The following is a 16487-nucleotide window of genomic DNA, read 5'->3' as shown; positions in this document are numbered from 1 at the left end:
AAGTGTTGGGGAGTCGTCAAGTGGTTAAGACACTGGATTTTGATTCCAGCATGCGAAGGTTCGAATCCTTCCTCCCCAGCCAAGCCCTTATTGGGGAGTCGTCAAGTGGTTAAGACACTGGATTTTGATTCCAGCATGCGAAGGTTCGAATCCTTCCTCCCCAGCCAGTTAAAAAGCGTGTGAGTTTACTTGCACGCTTTTTACGTTGTCAGAAGGTCTTAAAGAGGCCGTCTGAAAGATAATCAATTAAGTGAAGAAGGGGCTTTGATGGTTGGCAGTTGGAGCGTATAATGGCGGCTCCGGTCTTTAGGCCAACGGCAGAAGGAAGCAATGATGTTTTCCGAGCACAACCCCAATATAAATCCAGGTGATGAAGATATGGCTGCATATGACAGTTTGATGGTTTTTACCGGTAATGCCAATCCGGAATTGGCTCAAAAAGTGGTTAAACATCTAGATATTTCCTTGGGAAATGCCTCCGTCAGCAAGTTTTCAGACGGAGAAGTAGCCATAGAACTTCTGGAAAATGTGCGCGGTAGAGACGTATTTATTCTTCAGCCTACCTGTGCGCCTACCAACGATAATTTGATGGAAATTCTGACCATGGCCGATGCTTTGAAACGTGCATCAGCCGGTCGTATTACAGCAGCTATCCCTTATTTCGGTTATGCCCGCCAGGATCGACGCCCCCGTTCCGTGCGCGTTCCGATTTCCGCCAAATTGGTGGCGAATATGCTCTACTCGGCAGGTATCGACCGCGTACTGACGGTTGACTTGCATGCCGACCAAATCCAAGGCTTTTTTGATATTCCCGTTGATAATATCTATGCCACGCCGATTTTGATTAATGATATTCAACGTCAGCGTATCGATAATCTGACCGTGGTAAGTCCCGATATCGGCGGTGTCGTGCGTGCCCGGGCAGTAGCCAAAGTATTGAATGCCGATTTGGCCATTATCGATAAACGCCGTCCTAAAGCAAATGTGGCTGAAGTGATGAATATTATCGGAGATATTCAAGACCGCACTTGTCTGATTGTTGATGATATGATTGATACGGCCAATACCTTGTGTAAAGCTGCTTCTGCTCTGAAAGAGCGAGGTGCATCAAGAGTACTGGCTTATGCAACGCATCCTGTATTTTCAGGTGAGGCGGTGTCCCGTATCGACTCTTCCGATATAGACCAAGTGGTTGTTACCGACACGATTCCTTTATCGGAGTCTGCACAAAAATGTGAACGTATCCGTCAGGTAACTATTGCTGGATTGTTGGCGGAAACTGTTCGACGCATCAGTAATGAAGAATCTGTTTCATATCTTTTCAATGAAGATGTGTTAACTAACGGCAGTGTATTTCTGCCTTAATGTGAGCTGCTAGTAAGCTGGTCGCGGCTGAGCGCAGTTAATTTTATTTATTTTGGAGTTTTAAATTATGTCATACGAAATTCAAGCTACCGTTCGCGAAGCACAGGGCACTGGTGCGAGCCGCCGCCTGCGTCGCGAAGGTAAAACCCCCGCTGTATTGTACGGTGAAAATCAAGAGCCGGTTGCCATTGCAGTTGATCACAAAACCGTGTTCTATGCTTTGGAAAAAGAATCTTTCCACACTGCTTTAATCAAATTGACCCTTGATGGTAAAACTCAAGACGTGATCGTACGCGATTTCCAAATTCACCCGTTCCGTCAAGAAGTTCAACATATCGACTTCCAAGTAGTTGATGCTGCTAAACCTTTGCGTATCCGTGTACCTTTGCACGTAGTAAATGCAGAAACTTCACAAGCTGTTAAATTACAAGGTGGTCGAGTTTCATTGCTCAACACTACCGTAGAAGTTATTGCCTTGCCTAAAGATATTCCTGCTGCATTGGAATTGGATTGCGGTAATGTAGTAGCGGGTGATATTCTCCATCTGTCTGACATCAAGCTTCCTGAAGGCGTTGAAAGCGTTGCCTTGAAACGTAATGCTAACTTGGCAGTTGCTACCGTTACCGGTAAAAAACGCTGAGAATAATGATAATAAAAAATCCCACAGTTGGTTTGCTGTGGGATTTTTTATAGCTAAAAAAGTAGGGCTGCAAAAAAAGAGATTAGAAATGCTGTTATCTTTTGTTGCTAAATTTTATTATAAATAAAGTTAATATTTCAAATATTGTGTACTTTGGGTGTTCTTTACCTACCTTTTATCTTAGAGTTGCTGAGAAATGTTAAATATGGTGTTATGCTAACAAAGTTAGTATTAGTTCCGAAATTGGAATGATTTTATTTGCTTAAATGCAGTAAATGCTCAGACATTACGATGATTTAAAAAATGAAAAATAATAAGCCTTCGCTACTCTTGCCTCAAAAACTGACGGTTTTGTCAGTTATTCCAATGTTAATGTTTTTCGCTCTGCAACCTGCTTCTGCAGAGGGGCTGAAAACTATTTTGAAGAAGTCATTAGTTTCAGATCCCGCCCTGTTGGAAGCGAAGGCCAACGAGCGTGCAGCTCAAAGTATAACTAGAGCTACCCGTGCCGGGCATTATCCTGTTTTGGCACTTACGGGTACTCAGATGATTAAACAAAAACACAAGCACAGCAGCAATGATCGAGACAGCGGGTTAGGTGTTAGAGGTTCGCTGAATATTTATTCTTGGGGAGGAATACAAGCTGCGGTTAGACGTGATAAAAATAAAGAAATTTATTATGGTCATAAATATTTCGAGACTCAGGAGCAGTTGGGTAGTGAAATCGGCAAACTATACCTTACTGCGTTGCGTGCAAAAGAGTCTTTGGAAGTAAACCGTAAAAGTTTAAATAGGCATAACAATCTCTTAAAAGATCTCAGTGTTATTGTTCAATATGATGGAGGGCGCAGATCCGAGCTGGTAGAAGCGCGATCCCGCCAACTTCAAGTGCAAACTTCAATGTCCCAACTGCAAAGAACTATGGAAATAGCTCTAAGCAGATTGGCTAAATATACTTCTGCGCCTATATCACCAAAAGATTTGAAAGATCCTTTTCTAAATGATTCTGCTGTTACATTGGTTAAGAAATTTAATAGCCAAGACAAAGGATTAAATCTTTCCTACTTGGCGCAGCAAGCTGAACGTGAAAGCGTAAAAGCCGAGCTGGACGTAACCAAAGCAGCCCGATTGCCGGCTATTAATCTTGAAGGTACGGCAACGCAAGATACTAAAGAGCTGTATCTGAACTTGTCTTGGAACGTTTTAGATATGGCTTCCAGACATAATGTAGAAAAAAATGCCCAAGCTTTGATTGCCGCAGAATCTAAATCAGAGCAGATATTAAGAGAAGTAACAGAAAAAGCCCGTACGGCAGAGATTGATATGGCTCAAAGTGAACAAAGGGCTGATATTACTGCTCAGCATATTGAGGCTCAAAAGGAAGTTGTGAAGTCGTATGAGCTGCAGTTTAAGATAGCGCGGCGCACATTAACAGATGTTTTGGGTGCATATAATGAGTTGGCAAATATTGAGCAGGAAAATGTGAATGCCCGCAACGATTTTAGAGATGCAGCTTTGGAATATTTGGTTTCTCAATCGCAAGTTGCCAATTGGGCAGGTATAAGCCGTTAAATTAAAAGTTAATAAATCATTTACGTGAAAACATTACCATGAAATCCATTATCGAACACATTGCTTTGGCTACCCGTCTGTTGGGCGTGCCTGTTTCTGAAGCGGCGCTTTCTGCAGAAGTGGTGAGGGATAAAAAACTTAATGTCAATTTTCATTCTCTTTCTGAGGTGCTGAGAAGCCACGGTTTTGAGAATACGCTCTCAAAACGTAGTTTGGAAGAGATTCCTTCTTTGGCTGTACCCGTAGTGCTTATTCTTCATAATGAAGAAGCGGCAGTAGTAACGCAAATTGAAGGCGCAGGAAAAGACAGAAAATACCATGTCCGTCAATCTGATGGTTTGGCTCAAGTATTGGATCATGAACAGCTTGCGATTCTCTATTTAGGCTATTGTTGGTTTATCAAGCCTAAAATGGTTTCGGACATGCGTTCTGATTTGCCGGAATATCATTTACCGAAATCATGGTTTTGGAAAGTTATTTGGCGTTTTAGAAGCTACTATTACCAAGTTATTCTGGCAACATTTATCATTAATTTTTTAGCTTTGGTCAGCTCCCTTTACGTGATGAATGTTTATGACCGCGTTATTCCGAACCAAGCTTATGAAACATTATGGGTGTTGAGCATCGGCGTTGTCTTGGCGATTACGTTTGAATTTGCCGCTAAAATGATTCGTGGTCATTTGACTGACATTGCAGGTAAAAAAGCCGATTTGATTATTAGCTCAGCATTGTTCAGACGGGTTATGGCGTTGCGTTTGGCAGATCGTCCTGCTTCGTCGGGTTCTTATGCCAATAATCTGCGTGAGTTTGAATCTGTTCGGGAGTTCATGACGAGTGCGAGCTTGTTGACCCTTGTGGATTTGCCGTTTTTATTGCTGTTTATTACGGTGATCGGAATAGTAGGTGGAAAATTGGCTTTGGTGCCGTTAACCATTATTCCTATCGTGGTTATCGTCGGTTTATTGGTGCAGCGTCCTCTTTCGCGTCACATCAATGAGTCAATGAAAGAATCTTCTCAACGTTCCGGTTTGGCAGTTGAGGCTATTGAAGGTATTGAAACGCTGAAAACCAACAATGCTACTTCTTGGGCGCAACAGCGTTGGGATGAGTACACGGCCAAAACATCGGCTTCTTCTATCAAGGTAAAAGATACCAGTAATTTCATGATTAACTTTGCAACCGGTATGCAACAGTTGAACACAGTATTTTTGGTTTTGCTGGGAACCTATTTGATACATGCCGATAATCCTTCCGAACGGATTACGATGGGTGCTTTGATTGCATCGGTTATCTTGTCGGGTCGTGCATTGGCGCCTTTGGCTCAGATTGCAGGGTTGGCTACCCGTTTCCAGCAAGCCAAACTTGCTTTGGAAGGTGTGAATAATATCGTAGAGCGCCCGATTGAGCGCAGCCCCGAGCGCCAGTACATTACTTTGGATCATGTGCAAGGTAATATCACTTTTGAGAATGTTTCTTTCAAATACCAGCAAGAAGGTAATGCAGCGGTAACTGATTTGCGCCTCAACATCAGACCGGGTGAGAAAGTGGGTATTCTCGGCCGTATCGGCAGCGGTAAAAGTACCATGCTGAAATTGGCCAGCGGCTTGTACGATACCGAGAAAGGTAGCGTTATGCTGGATGGCGTAGATATGCGCCAGCTTGATCCGAATTTCCTGCGTAATCAGGTTGTATTGTTGAGCCAATCTCCCCGTTTGTTCTTGGGTACTTTGCGTGAAAACATGGACTTGGCTCGAACCGACGGCTATTCGAGCGATCAGGATTTGTTGATTGCTTTGAAACGCTTTGGATTAGACCGCATTATCCGCAGCCATCCTAGAGGCCTGGATATGCCTTTGGGCGAAGACGGTTTGGGATTGTCGGGCGGTCAAAAACAAATTATTGCTTTGGCGCGTATGACTTTAAGAAACCCGAGAGTCGTGTTGTTGGATGAACCGACTACCGGTTTGGATCAGGCTACTGAGCGCATGGCTTTAAATGCGGTTGCACAATGGGGTAAAGACCGCACGATGATTGTGGTTACCCACCGTCCTCAAGTATTGCAGATTGTGAACCGTATTATCGTGATGGATAACGGTAAAATCGTTATGGACGGCCCGCGTGATTTGGTATTACAGAAGCTGATGCAGAGTGAAAACAAAACCGACAAACAGCTTGAATCTGCGGCTTAATTGAAGCTGTTGATTTGATAAAGATTAAATATGATAAATAATGCCGGTCTGTTTCAGACGGCCTATAACAAACCGTAAAGGTGTAACTTTCATTATGAGTAGCGAAAACAATATTAAATCCAAAGACTTGGCGTTGGTAAATGATCTTAATGCCGCTTTGCAGAAAGAAAAACACAGTGGGCAGTTTTGGGTCATCATTCTGTTTTTCGTATTTTTGGTGGTGTTTGTCATTTGGGCTTACAACAGCCCGATTGAAGAAGTAACCCGCGGGCAAGGTAATGTGATTCCCAGCAGTCGCGAGCAAGTAGTGCAAAGCCTTGATCCGGGGATCATTACGGAAATGCTGGTAAAAGAAGGCGATATCGTTGAGAAAGATCAGGTATTGCTGAAGCTCGACGATACCCGTAGTTCCGCCATTTTGCGTGAAAGCGAAGCCAAAGTTCAAAACTTGGAAGCCATGATTGCCAGATTGAAGGCGGAGGCTTACGGTACCAATTTGAACTTTCCACAGGGAATCAGCGACGAATTGAAACAGCGCGAACATGCTGCATTTATGGCGCGCCGCCGTTCCGTGACTGAAGCGATTCACAATCTGAGCATCAGCAAGGCAACGCTTGATAAGGAAATCAGCATCACTGCGCCGATGGTTGCCCAAGGTGTGGTGTCGGAAGTGGAATTGTTGAGAATGCGCAGGGAGTCTAGCGATTTGGCCTTGCAGATTGCCGAGCGTAAAAACCGTTATATGGCTGATGCCAATAACGAATTGGTGCAGGCAGAATCAGAGTTGGCTCAAGCCAAAGAAAATATGGCGATGCGTGCAGACCCTGTGGAACGTTCGCAAATCCGCTCGCCCATGCGCGGTATCGTGAAGAATATTCAGATCAATACTGTGGGCGGTGTAGTGAATGTTGGCCAAGACATTTTGCAGATTGTACCTTTGGACGACAAATTGCTTGTGGAAGCCTATATCCGTCCGCAAGACGTTGCCTTTATGCGCCCGGGTTTGCCTGCCGTGGTGAAAGTCAGCGCTTATGATTACGCGATTTATGGCGGCTTGGACGGCAAGGTAACCTTGATCAGTCCCGATACGGTAAGCAGCAGCAATCAGGCTCGTGCGAATGATTTGAAACTCGACCCCAATCAGGTGTATTACCGCATTTTGGTACAAACAGACAGCAACAGTTTGAAAGACCGAAACGGTAAAGAGCTGCCGATTATTCCGGGTATGGTGGCAACCGTAGATGTGAAAACCGGTGAAAAAACTGTTTTCCAATACCTTATCAAACCGATTACCCGTATGAAACAAGCGCTGCGCGAGCGTTAATGAAAACGTTTGAAACGCCGTCTGAAAAGTTCAGACGGCGTTTTGGTTTTTATTTGATGAACATGGGGAATGATATGAAAATCGTAGCTATAAGTTATCAAATGGTAGAAGTATTTTTCAGACTGCCTCATGTCGGATGAAAAGCTGGTAAAAGTCTTGAGTAGTTAAATTGCAGAAAATCCTAGAGATTACAGAGTTTTTGTGAGACGCTCGGTAGAGGGCAGAATCAGAAATCACATAATTAAAATCATGATTTTGATGCGGTAACCAATTTAAAAAGAGACAGTCAATGAAACAAAACGAACAGAAAAAGTTTGAGCCGAGTGAGGCACGGGAAGGGCTTTGTTGCTGCTAATCAAAACTTGCTTATCAAGATTGCTGCAAACCTTATCATGTCCACCAGCGCTTTCCTGCTACGGCAGAAGCTTTGATGCGTTCACGTTATAGTGCGTATGTGTTTAATTTGGTGGATTATATTGTGGAGACGACCGTTCCGGCACAGCAGTCGTTACTCAACAAAGTTGAAATTGGGCAATGGAGCAGCGAAACCCATTGGCTGAGGTTGGATGTGCATTTCCACCGCTTGGTTGGCAAAAAGCATGCACAGGTAGAGTTTACGGCACATTGGCAAGATGCAAACGGGCAGAGGCATCAACATCATGAGCTGTCGGCTTTTGTTCATATTGACGGGCGGTGGTATTTTATTGATCCGACCGTGCCGCTGCCGACGATGAAACAGCCTTGTTTGTGTGGGGCGGGCAAGAAATTCAAACTGTGTTGCGGGCAGTTTTTTACGTCTTAAGTGGAAGAATAGAAGACAGCTTTTTTCAGACGGCCTCGTTGGGTTTACGATGAGTTTGCCAGCGGTAAGCATTGAAGAGGGAAAAGAGATTCCAGATTATTGACCAATATATGGTTGGGCTTGTTAAGTGTTTGAACGGATAAAGGCCGTCTGAAAGTGAGTTTTGCGAACTTCGCTAAAAACTTTTTTCAGACGGCCTTATTGCTTCATGACGATATTGATGAAAGCAACACCTTATTTATCGCGGCTGAACACCATTTTAGTTGCCTGCCACGCTACGCAACACGCACCGCCGATGAAGATTAAGTCGGCAACGGTGCGAATCCAGCGCAAAGTATCGAGCAACTCTTGCTGCATAAAGCCTTCGCTGCGGGCATACCATAAACCTTGGGTGATGCTGGCATAAGACTGAATCACACCGATGGGCAGCAGGCTGGTAATGATCATCAGCGTCAAGCCGCCGTTGAGCAGCCAGAATCCCCATGTCATCAGGCTTTCGCTGAATTCGATATTCGGTTTGATATAACGGGCAACCAGCAGCACGAAGCCCAGTGCCAAGAAACCATACACACCGAACAAGGCGGCATGAGCATGCACCGCAGTAGTGTTTAAGCCTTGCAGGTAATAGAGGGAAATCGGCGGGTTAATCAGGAAGCCGAACACACCGGCACCGACCATGTTCCAGAATGCCACGGCTACGAAACACATCAGCGGCCAGCGCAGACGTTTTGCCCACGGAGAGGCGTGTTGATAAGACCAATGTTCATAAGCTTCGCGACCCAGCAGAATCAGCGGTACCACTTCCAAAGCGGAGAACGATGCGCCCACCGCCATCACGGGCGTGGTGGTTCCTGAAAAATACAGGTGGTGGAACGTGCCGGGCACGCCGCCGACCATAAACAGGCTGGCGGAAACCAAAGCGGTTACAGTGGCGGTACGTTGCGATACCAAGCCCATGTTGAAGAAGATAAAGGCCAAGGCGGCAGTGGCAAACACTTCGAAGAAGCCTTCCACCCACAGGTGCACCACCCACCAACGCCAGTATTCCATAATGGTCAGGTTGGTGTGTTCGCCGTAGAACAAACCGGGCGCGTAGAACAAACCGACCCCCGCCATAGAAGCGACAAAAATGGCGAGCATGTTTTTGTCGGTTTTTTGTTTGAACGCATTTACGGTGCAGCGCAGCATTAGGAACAGCCACAACAGCAAACCTATCATCAACAGGATCTGCCAGAAGCGTCCCAAATCAAGATATTCGTAACCTTGATGGCCGAACCAAAAGTTCAAATCGGCCGGAATAGCGTGGCTCAAGGCCAAGAAGTTGCCGCCGTAAGAACCCAGCACCACGATAAACAGGGCGATATACAAGAAATTCACGCCTGCACGTTGGAATTTCGGGTCTTTGCCGCCGTTGATGATGGGGGCGAGAAACAGGCCCGCAGTCAGAAAGCCGGTGGCAATCCAGAAAATCGCAGACTGAATGTGCCATGTGCGCACTAAGGCATACGGAAACCATTGCGAGATATCAATACCGTAAAACTGCTGGCCTTCCACGGTGTAGTGCGCGGTTACGCCGCCGAGCAGCACTTGCGCCACAAACAAAGCAACGGTCAGGAAAACATATTTGCCCAATGCTTTTTGAGACGGCGTGAGCGTAACTTTCGACAAAGGATCTTCAGACGGCGCTTTCGGCTCTTCATCGTGTTTTTTCAGGAACGAGAAGCCCCATACCAGCAAGCCGATGCCCAACAGCAGGAACACGATACTGGCGAAAGACCACATGTAGTTTTCGGTGGTCGGCACGTTGTTGACCAAAGGCTCGTGCGGCCAGTTGTTGGTGTAGGTCGCATCATGGTCGGGGCGGTTGGTGGAGGCTGCCCATGAAGTCCAGAAGAAGAAGTTGGTCAGCTTTTGGCGTGCCTCTTCACTCGGCAGCGTGCCGTTTTTCATGGCAAACGCTTCGCGGGTTTGAATCATCGAAGCATCGTCGCCGTAGAGCGTGATGTAATAAGGCGCAACCTGCTTCATTGCCTCGATACGGGTGTCGGACAACACCACTTTGCCTTGATCGTTGATGCGGCTGCCGTTTCGGTATTCATCGGCCAAACGCGCTTGGATATTCGCTTGTGCCGCTTTATCCAATTCGGCGTATTTCTTACCGAACTCTTTGCCTGCGGTGATATCCAGCCATGCTTCGGCCTCGCGGTGCAGCCAGTCGGCCGTCCAGTCGGGGGCTTGATACGCGCCGTGGCCGAGAATCGAACCCAGCTCCATACCGCCGGTGCTTTGCCATGCGGATTGGCCGGCCAGAATATCCTGTTCGGTCATGACTGTTTCGCCCGAAGCAGAAACATAGGCTTGGGGAATCGGCGGCACTTGCCGGTAAACCTCGACACCTAAATAGCCGAGGATGGAGAAAGTAATGGTCAGTACCGCAATCAGCGAGTACCAGAGCTTTTTATACTGTCCCATTTTACGCTCCTGTGTTTGTGTTGTTTTGGGTGGTTTAAAAAATTCATAAAATATGAATGTTAAAGATTGTAGCACGAGAAAATCAAAAAAGGTATGGTATGCAGGTTAAATTGATGCAGGATGTTGAATCTTGGTTGTTTTCTTCAGGTTTTCTGATGTATGTCAAAAATTAATCTTTCGATAACAATAAGTTGGAGGGTAGGTAGAAAGGATTAGTCAGGCCGTCTGAAAGCTAGTTCCAAAGTATTATTCGGGTATTAAAGATTCATATTTTATGACTGAATTGATTTAAATCAACATATCGGTTTCCGCGCTCGTACATAATCTGTGAAAAATAGTAAAAAACCGTTTTTCGATAAAACCCGCTTACTTCGGTAAGAGGAACAACAAAAAAGGAAACTGCCATGAAACATCACATTCTTGCCGCCTTGATTGCCTCTGCTTTCGCACTTTCCGCCTGCGGTCAAAAAGCAGCCGAGAAACCTGCCGACACCGCAGCCCCCGCATCTGCCGAGCAAAAAGCCGATGCACAAGCACCGCAAGGCGATCTGCCGGTGATTGATGCCGTGATGACACACGCTCCCGAAGTGCCTCCGCCCGTTAACCGCGACTACCCCGCCAAAGTGGTTGTGAAAATGGAAGTGATTGAAAAAGTCATGAAGATGGCCGACGGCGTGGACTACAAATATTGGACATTCGGCGGTCAAGTGCCGGGTCAATTCATCCGTGTGCGCGAAGGCGACCAAGTGGAAGTGCAGTTCTCCAACCACCCCAGCTCTACCGTACCGCATAACGTCGACTTCCATGCCGTAACCGGCCCCGGCGGCGGTGCGGAAGCCACCTTTACCGCGCCCGGCCATACTTCTACCTTCAGCTTCAAAGCTTTGCAGCCCGGCCTGTATATCTACCACTGCGCCACTGCCCCCGTGGGCATGCACATCGCCAACGGTATGTACGGTCTGATTTTGGTCGAGCCTAAAGAAGGCTTGCCGAAAGTGGACAAAGAATTCTATGTGGTACAGGGCGACTTCTATACCAAAGGCAAATACGGCGAACGCGGCCTGCAACCTTTCGATATGGAAAAAGCCATTAAAGAACAGCCCGATTATGTGGTATTTAACGGCCACGTCGGTTCGATTGCCGGTGATAACGCTCTGAAAGCCAAGGTAGGCGAAAGCGTGCGGATTTATGTGGGTAACGGCGGCCCCAACTTAGTGTCTTCTTTCCACGTGATCGGCGAAATCTTCGATAAAGTTTATGTGGAAGGCGGCAAACTGATTAACGAAAACATCCAAACCACTTTGGTGCCTGCCGGCGGTGCAGCCATCGTTGACTTCAAACTGGATGTTCCCGGCAGCTTCACATTGGTTGACCACTCTATTTTCCGTGCGTTTAACAAAGGCGCATTGGGTCAACTGGTGGTAGAAGGCCCTGCCAACAAAGAAATTTATTCGGGCAAAATGAGCGATACCGTTTACCAGCCTGAAGGCGGCACCATCCAAACCGTACCCTTAACTGCCAGCGAAGCCGCACAAGTGGCCGCAGGCCCCGAAAAAGCGGCCGGCAAGGAAGACCAAATCAAGCTCGGTAAAGCCGTGTACAACGCCAACTGTATGGCCTGCCACGGCGCGGAAGGCAAAGGCGTGGAAGGCGCGTTCCCTCCGCTGGCTAATTCTGATTACCTGAAAGCCGACCACAAACGCGGTATCCATGCCGTTTTAAAAGGCGTGAGCGGTAAAATCACCGTCAACGGCAAAGAATACAACAGCGTAATGCCTGCTATGGCCTTAAACGACGAAGATACCGCCAACGTGCTGACCTACATCCTCAACAGCTTCGACAACGGCGGCGGACAAATCTCCGCAGCCGACGTAGCCAAAGAGCGTGCAGCCAAATAAGTAGGGCAATTGGAGGCCGTCTGAAAAAACGGTTGGCAAAACAAGCGCGAACTGTTTTCAGACGGCCTTATCTAACTAAATATCGGTAATGTTGTTAAGGCCGTCTGAAAAACCAGCATGGAGGAAAAGCCGTGAATACCGCTACCAAACTGTTTGCCGCTTTGCTGATGTGTACGGCGGGCATCGCAGCCGCTTCGGATATGGCTGCGGTCAAAGGCGGCAGTTACCGCCCGCTTTACCTCAAAAAAGAAACGCCCATGATTCAGGTTAAAGCGTTTCATATGGACAAGCTGCCCGTAACCAACGCCCAGTTTGACGCGTTTGTGAAAAAATACCCGCAATGGCAGCGCGGCAAGGTGGACAGCAAAAAAGCCGAATCGGGCTATCTGCGCCATTGGACGCAAACCGGTTCGAACGCTTTCGCGCCGGCAGCAGAAGACCTAAACAAACCGGTTACCAACGTCTCGTGGTTCGCCGCACACGCTTACTGCGCCGCACAAGGCAAACGCCTGCCGACCATTGATGAATGGGAGTTTGCCGGGCAGGCATCCGCCACCAAAATCAACGGCACGGCGGAAGAAGGCTACAACCGCACCATTCTCGACTGGTATGCCGAAGGCAGCCGCAAAGGGCTGCGCGACGTGGGCAAAGGCAAGGCGAACTATTGGGGCATTCACGATATGCACGGCCTGATTTGGGAATGGACGGAAGATTTCAACAGCAGCCTGCTCAGTTCCAACGCGGCGGCGGGGAATAATATGTTTTGCAGCGGCGCATCGGCAGGCTCGGCCGACCCCAGCGATTACGCCGCCTTTATGCGCTACGGCATCCGCACCAGTTTGCAGGCCAAGTTTGTGTTGAACAATTTAGGTTTCCGGTGTGTGAAGTAATATCGGGTATCTTTTTTACTGTGTTCCATCAAAACAAGGCAACCTTTTGGTACGTTGGTAACAGCGTACCGTTTTTTTATTTGCGGTAATGGAGTACAAAAGATAAGGCCGTCTGAAAACATATTTTCAGACGGCCTTTCATTGAATAGCGGCTGTTTTGGTTTAAAGAATATATTCCGTTACCCAAAAGCCCAAGATGGTCAGCAAAGATGCCCAGTTAACGAAAATGATCGCTTCCAATAGCAAAACAGACATGATAAACCTCCGTATTTATGTGAACCTTGCTGTTGCAGGCAACAGCACATTTTTGTTTTTATAAACAACTTGAAAGCCATCATATCAACAATTTCTAAACAATTCTTTACCTTTACTTAACTTTCCATTGTGAAAATTGCAATGGTTATCATCTGTAAATAATAAAAATAATCACAACCTGTTAAGTTATGAAAATCAAATAATGAATTCTTGTTAAAACAAGGCGCTTTTACTGCCGCAGCCTGTTATAAACCGTGGCTCTTCTATAAAATGCCGTCTTGTTTTTTATTTGCCGCTTCATTTTTATGTTGTCTCCACGCGCGTTTATACCCAGCATTCCCCTCGTAATATTGTTGTTTTTCAGTATCATTCTGCCGCTGATTGTGGCGGGATTTATTGCCGAAGATATTTGGGATAAAGACCGCTTCCATTTCGAAGAACCGTTGATGCTGTGGGTGCATCAGCATTGGGGCGGTGTGCTTACCGCTCCCGCCGTTGTGCTTCACCATATCGGCAAAGCTTCCGTCGCCACGCCGATTACGGTGGTGTTTGCCACATGGTTTTATCTGCGCAAACAGCGCGGGTATGCGGTATTCGTATTGCTGGCGGCATTGCTGCCGACAATGGTGATGTCTGTGGCCAAGCAGTTTTTCGGACGGATGCGGCCGGAGCTGTGGCCGCGGGTGGTACACGAAACCAGTGCGTCGTTTCCCAGCGGGCACAGCACGTTTGCCGCGGCGCTCGCTACGATGGTGGTGCTGATTTATTGGCAGTCGCCGCACAGAAAATGGATTATCGCCGCAGCCGCCGCATTTGACGTGATGATGGGCTTTTCGCGCATCGTGTTGGGCGTTCACTATCCGACGGATGTGCTGGTCGGCTGGATTACGGGCATGAGTATTTCGGTAGGTTTGTATCTCGTTTTGTTCCGTAGATTACCCGGAGCCAAGTAAGTATGAAGTTGACGCCTTTGAACACGCCGTTTTGGTTGCGAAACGGCAACCTTGAAACCATTTACGCCAAAACATTGCAGGAAGCCGCGCCGCAATACCGCCGCGAACTGCTGCCCGACAGTACCGGCAGCACGATGGTGGCTTACGATTTTATCGACAGCCCGCATAAAAACGCGCCGCTTGTGGTGCTGTTTCACGGTTTGGAAGGCAGCAGCCGCAGCCATTACGCCGTGGCCTTGATGCGGGCGGTGCAGGCACGGGGGTGGAACGGCGTGGTGGCGCATTTTCGAAGCTGCGGCGGCGTGCCGAATACCGCGCCGGTGTTTTACCATTCCGGCGATACCCGTGAAGTGGCGCACATGCTGGCTAAGCTGGCGGAGCGGTTTGCGGTAATTTACGCGGCAGGCGTGTCGCTCGGCGGAAATGTGTTGGCGAAGTATTTGGGAGAAGAGGGAAGCGCGGCGGTGCCGCAGGCTGCGGCTGTGGTGTCCGCGCCGGTGGATTTGGCCGCAGCCGGTACGCGCTTCGACCGCGGCATGACCCGTATGCTTTACACGCGCTATTTCCTGCAATCGCTGCTGCCGAAAGCCGAAGCGGTTGGCTACGGTAAAGAAGCGCTGGTGAGCTGTAAAACTCTGGGCGATTTCGACGACAGATTTACCGCGCCGTTGCACGGTTTTGCCGACCGCCACGATTATTACCGCCGCTCGTCGTGCAAGCCTTTGCTGGGGAATATCGCGGTGCCGACTTTACTGCTGAACGCCTTGAACGATCCGTTTCTGCCGCCGGAAGCGCTGCCGACTGCGGCGGAGGTGTCGCCTGCCGTTACCTTGCTGCAACCGGCCTACGGCGGGCATGTTGGTTTTGTGAGCGGAGCGGGCAGAGGCCATCTGAATTGGCTGCCGCAAACGGTTTTGTCTTATTTTGAACAGGTTTAGCGTAAACCAGCGCAAGCAGCACACGCCGTGATTGAGCCAAACTTGGGTATGACGAATGGCAATAAAGCCGTTTGTCTGGCGATGAATCGGTTTCAAACACATTTAGTAGATAATATTTGCCCGTTGGCGGCCGGAGATGTTTTCAGACGGCCTGTTACCAACGGGCAAATGTTATCTGCTGCTTGGGCGCCGTTATCCCTTAAAGACAGCGCGCACTCTTTCCAAATCTTCCGGCGTATCCACGCCTGCGGCGGGGGCGGTGTCGGTCACTCCGACGGCAATCGAGTAGCCGTGCCACAGCACACGCAGCTGCTCCAGCGATTCGGCGGTTTCATGCACGGAAGCGCTCATTTGGGCGTATTGCTGCAAAAAGCCGGCGCGGTAGGCGTAAATGCCGATGTGGCGCAGCGGGTTTAAGCCTTCGGGCAGTTTGTCTGTGCCGACAGCCATCGCATCGCGTGGGTAGGGAATCGGCGCACGGCTGAAATACAGGGCGTTGCCGTGGGTGTTGAGCACCACTTTCACGCAGTTCGGGTTGAGAAATTCGGCCAGATTGTCGATAGCGTGCGCGGCGGTGGCCATCGGCACTTGGTTGGCAACCAGCAGCGCGGCGGTGCGGTTGATCAGTTCAGGGTCGATTAAAGGTTCGTCGCCCTGAACGTTCACAATCACGGTGTCGTCGGCCAAGCCCAGCGTGGCGGCGGCTTCGGCCAGGCGGGTGGTGCCGCTCTCGTGCGTGTCGGCCGTCATCACGGTTTCGATGCCGTGCGCTTGGCAGGCCGTCTGAATGTCGGCGTGGTCGGTGGCAACGATGACGCGCGCCGCTTTGCTTTTGGCGGCTTGTTCGGCCACGCGCACCACCATGGGTTTGCCGTGGATGTCGGCCAGCGCTTTACCCGGCAGGCGCGAGGAAGAGAGCCGGGCGGGAATCAAAACGGTAAAGGCGCTCATGCGTGCAACTCTTCTTCGCTCAATTCGCGCGCTTCGGCTTCAAGCATATAGGGAATGCCGTCGCGGATGGGGTAGGCCAGTTTGCTTTGGCGGCACCACAGCTCTTGTTTGTCGAGATGGTATTCCAGTTTGCCTTTGCTGACCGGGCAGACGAGGATGTCTAAAAATTTCTTTTCCATGGTTTTTGCTTTCCAGTTGAATCTAAAATGTACAGATACTGCTTAACTGTACAAGATAT

12 protein-coding genes, 2 tRNA genes and 1 pseudogene are annotated in these 16487 nt (G+C 48.5%); 12 read left to right on the top strand and 3 right to left on the bottom strand.

Annotation, left to right across the window (positions count from 1 at the left end; genetic code table 11):
• Positions 1 to 6 precede the first annotated feature (6 nt).
• The 8 genes and pseudogenes from CKV66_RS10235 to CKV66_RS10200 all read left to right on the top strand — a co-directional run.
• Positions 7 to 82 (top strand) — tRNA-Gln (locus CKV66_RS10235).
• A 9-nt stretch (positions 83 to 91) separates the two neighbouring features.
• Positions 92 to 167 (top strand) — tRNA-Gln (locus CKV66_RS10230).
• Positions 168 to 378: 211 nt separating this feature from the next.
• A complete protein-coding gene (locus CKV66_RS10225) occupies positions 379 to 1365 on the top strand; it encodes a ribose-phosphate pyrophosphokinase (RefSeq protein ID WP_143773789.1) in 987 nt (328 codons plus the stop codon).
• A gap of 67 nt (positions 1366 to 1432) precedes the next feature.
• Positions 1433 to 2005: a 50S ribosomal protein L25/general stress protein Ctc gene (locus CKV66_RS10220; RefSeq protein WP_085356045.1), complete on the top strand. Its 573-nt coding sequence runs from the start codon at positions 1433 to 1435 to the stop codon at positions 2003 to 2005.
• A 366-nt stretch (positions 2006 to 2371) separates the two neighbouring features.
• Positions 2372 to 3577, top strand: a complete 1206-nt coding sequence (locus tag CKV66_RS10215; protein ID WP_095197919.1) for a TolC family protein — start codon at positions 2372 to 2374, stop codon at positions 3575 to 3577.
• A gap of 38 nt (positions 3578 to 3615) precedes the next feature.
• Positions 3616 to 5766, top strand: a complete 2151-nt coding sequence (locus CKV66_RS10210) for a type I secretion system permease/ATPase (RefSeq protein ID WP_085362828.1) — start codon at positions 3616 to 3618, stop codon at positions 5764 to 5766.
• Between the two features lie 94 nt (positions 5767 to 5860).
• Entirely contained in the window at positions 5861 to 7090 is a 1230-nt protein-coding gene (locus CKV66_RS10205; protein WP_085362829.1) for an HlyD family type I secretion periplasmic adaptor subunit, read from the top strand.
• Between the two features lie 367 nt (positions 7091 to 7457).
• Positions 7458 to 7892, top strand: a pseudogene (locus tag CKV66_RS10200) (YchJ family protein); the annotation flags it as partial.
• A gap of 234 nt (positions 7893 to 8126) precedes the next feature.
• On the opposite strand, the gene CKV66_RS10195 reads toward CKV66_RS10200, so the two are convergent.
• Positions 8127 to 10364: a nitric-oxide reductase large subunit gene (locus CKV66_RS10195; RefSeq protein WP_085362830.1), complete on the bottom strand. Its 2238-nt coding sequence runs from the start codon at positions 10362 to 10364 to the stop codon at positions 8127 to 8129.
• Positions 10365 to 10768: 404 nt separating this feature from the next.
• On the opposite strand from CKV66_RS10195, the gene nirK reads away from it, so the two are divergent.
• The 4 genes from nirK (at position 10769) to CKV66_RS10175 (ending at position 15298) form a co-directional block, all read left to right on the top strand.
• On the top strand, positions 10769 to 12262 hold the full coding sequence (gene nirK / locus CKV66_RS10190) for a copper-containing nitrite reductase (protein WP_085362831.1): 1494 nt from the start codon (positions 10769 to 10771) through the stop codon (positions 12260 to 12262).
• Positions 12263 to 12429: 167 nt separating this feature from the next.
• Positions 12430 to 13152, top strand: a complete 723-nt coding sequence (locus CKV66_RS10185) for a formylglycine-generating enzyme family protein (RefSeq protein ID WP_085362911.1) — start codon at positions 12430 to 12432, stop codon at positions 13150 to 13152.
• A 560-nt stretch (positions 13153 to 13712) separates the two neighbouring features.
• Complete coding sequence (locus CKV66_RS10180; protein WP_085362912.1) at positions 13713 to 14360, top strand: phosphatase PAP2 family protein; 648 nt, start codon at positions 13713 to 13715, stop codon at positions 14358 to 14360.
• A gap of 2 nt (positions 14361 to 14362) precedes the next feature.
• Positions 14363 to 15298 (top strand): YheT family hydrolase, encoded by a 936-nt coding sequence (locus CKV66_RS10175; RefSeq protein ID WP_085362832.1) that lies wholly within the window; start codon positions 14363 to 14365, stop codon positions 15296 to 15298.
• A gap of 192 nt (positions 15299 to 15490) precedes the next feature.
• Here the strand turns inward: CKV66_RS10175 and kdsB are convergent, their stop codons facing one another.
• Positions 15491 to 16249 (bottom strand): 3-deoxy-manno-octulosonate cytidylyltransferase, encoded by a 759-nt coding sequence (gene kdsB / locus CKV66_RS10170; protein ID WP_085362833.1) that lies wholly within the window; start codon positions 16247 to 16249, stop codon positions 15491 to 15493.
• Positions 16246 to 16428, bottom strand: coding sequence for a Trm112 family protein (locus CKV66_RS10165; protein ID WP_085362834.1), 183 nt, complete (start codon positions 16426 to 16428; stop codon positions 16246 to 16248). Before CKV66_RS10165 ends, kdsB begins: the two co-directional genes overlap by 4 nt.
• Positions 16429 to 16487 lie beyond the last annotated feature (59 nt).

Source organism: Neisseria zoodegmatis (assembly GCF_900187305.1).
Taxonomy (GTDB): Bacteria; Pseudomonadota; Gammaproteobacteria; order Burkholderiales; family Neisseriaceae; genus Neisseria; species Neisseria zoodegmatis.
This window is presented reverse-complemented; position numbering and strand designations above follow the sequence as displayed.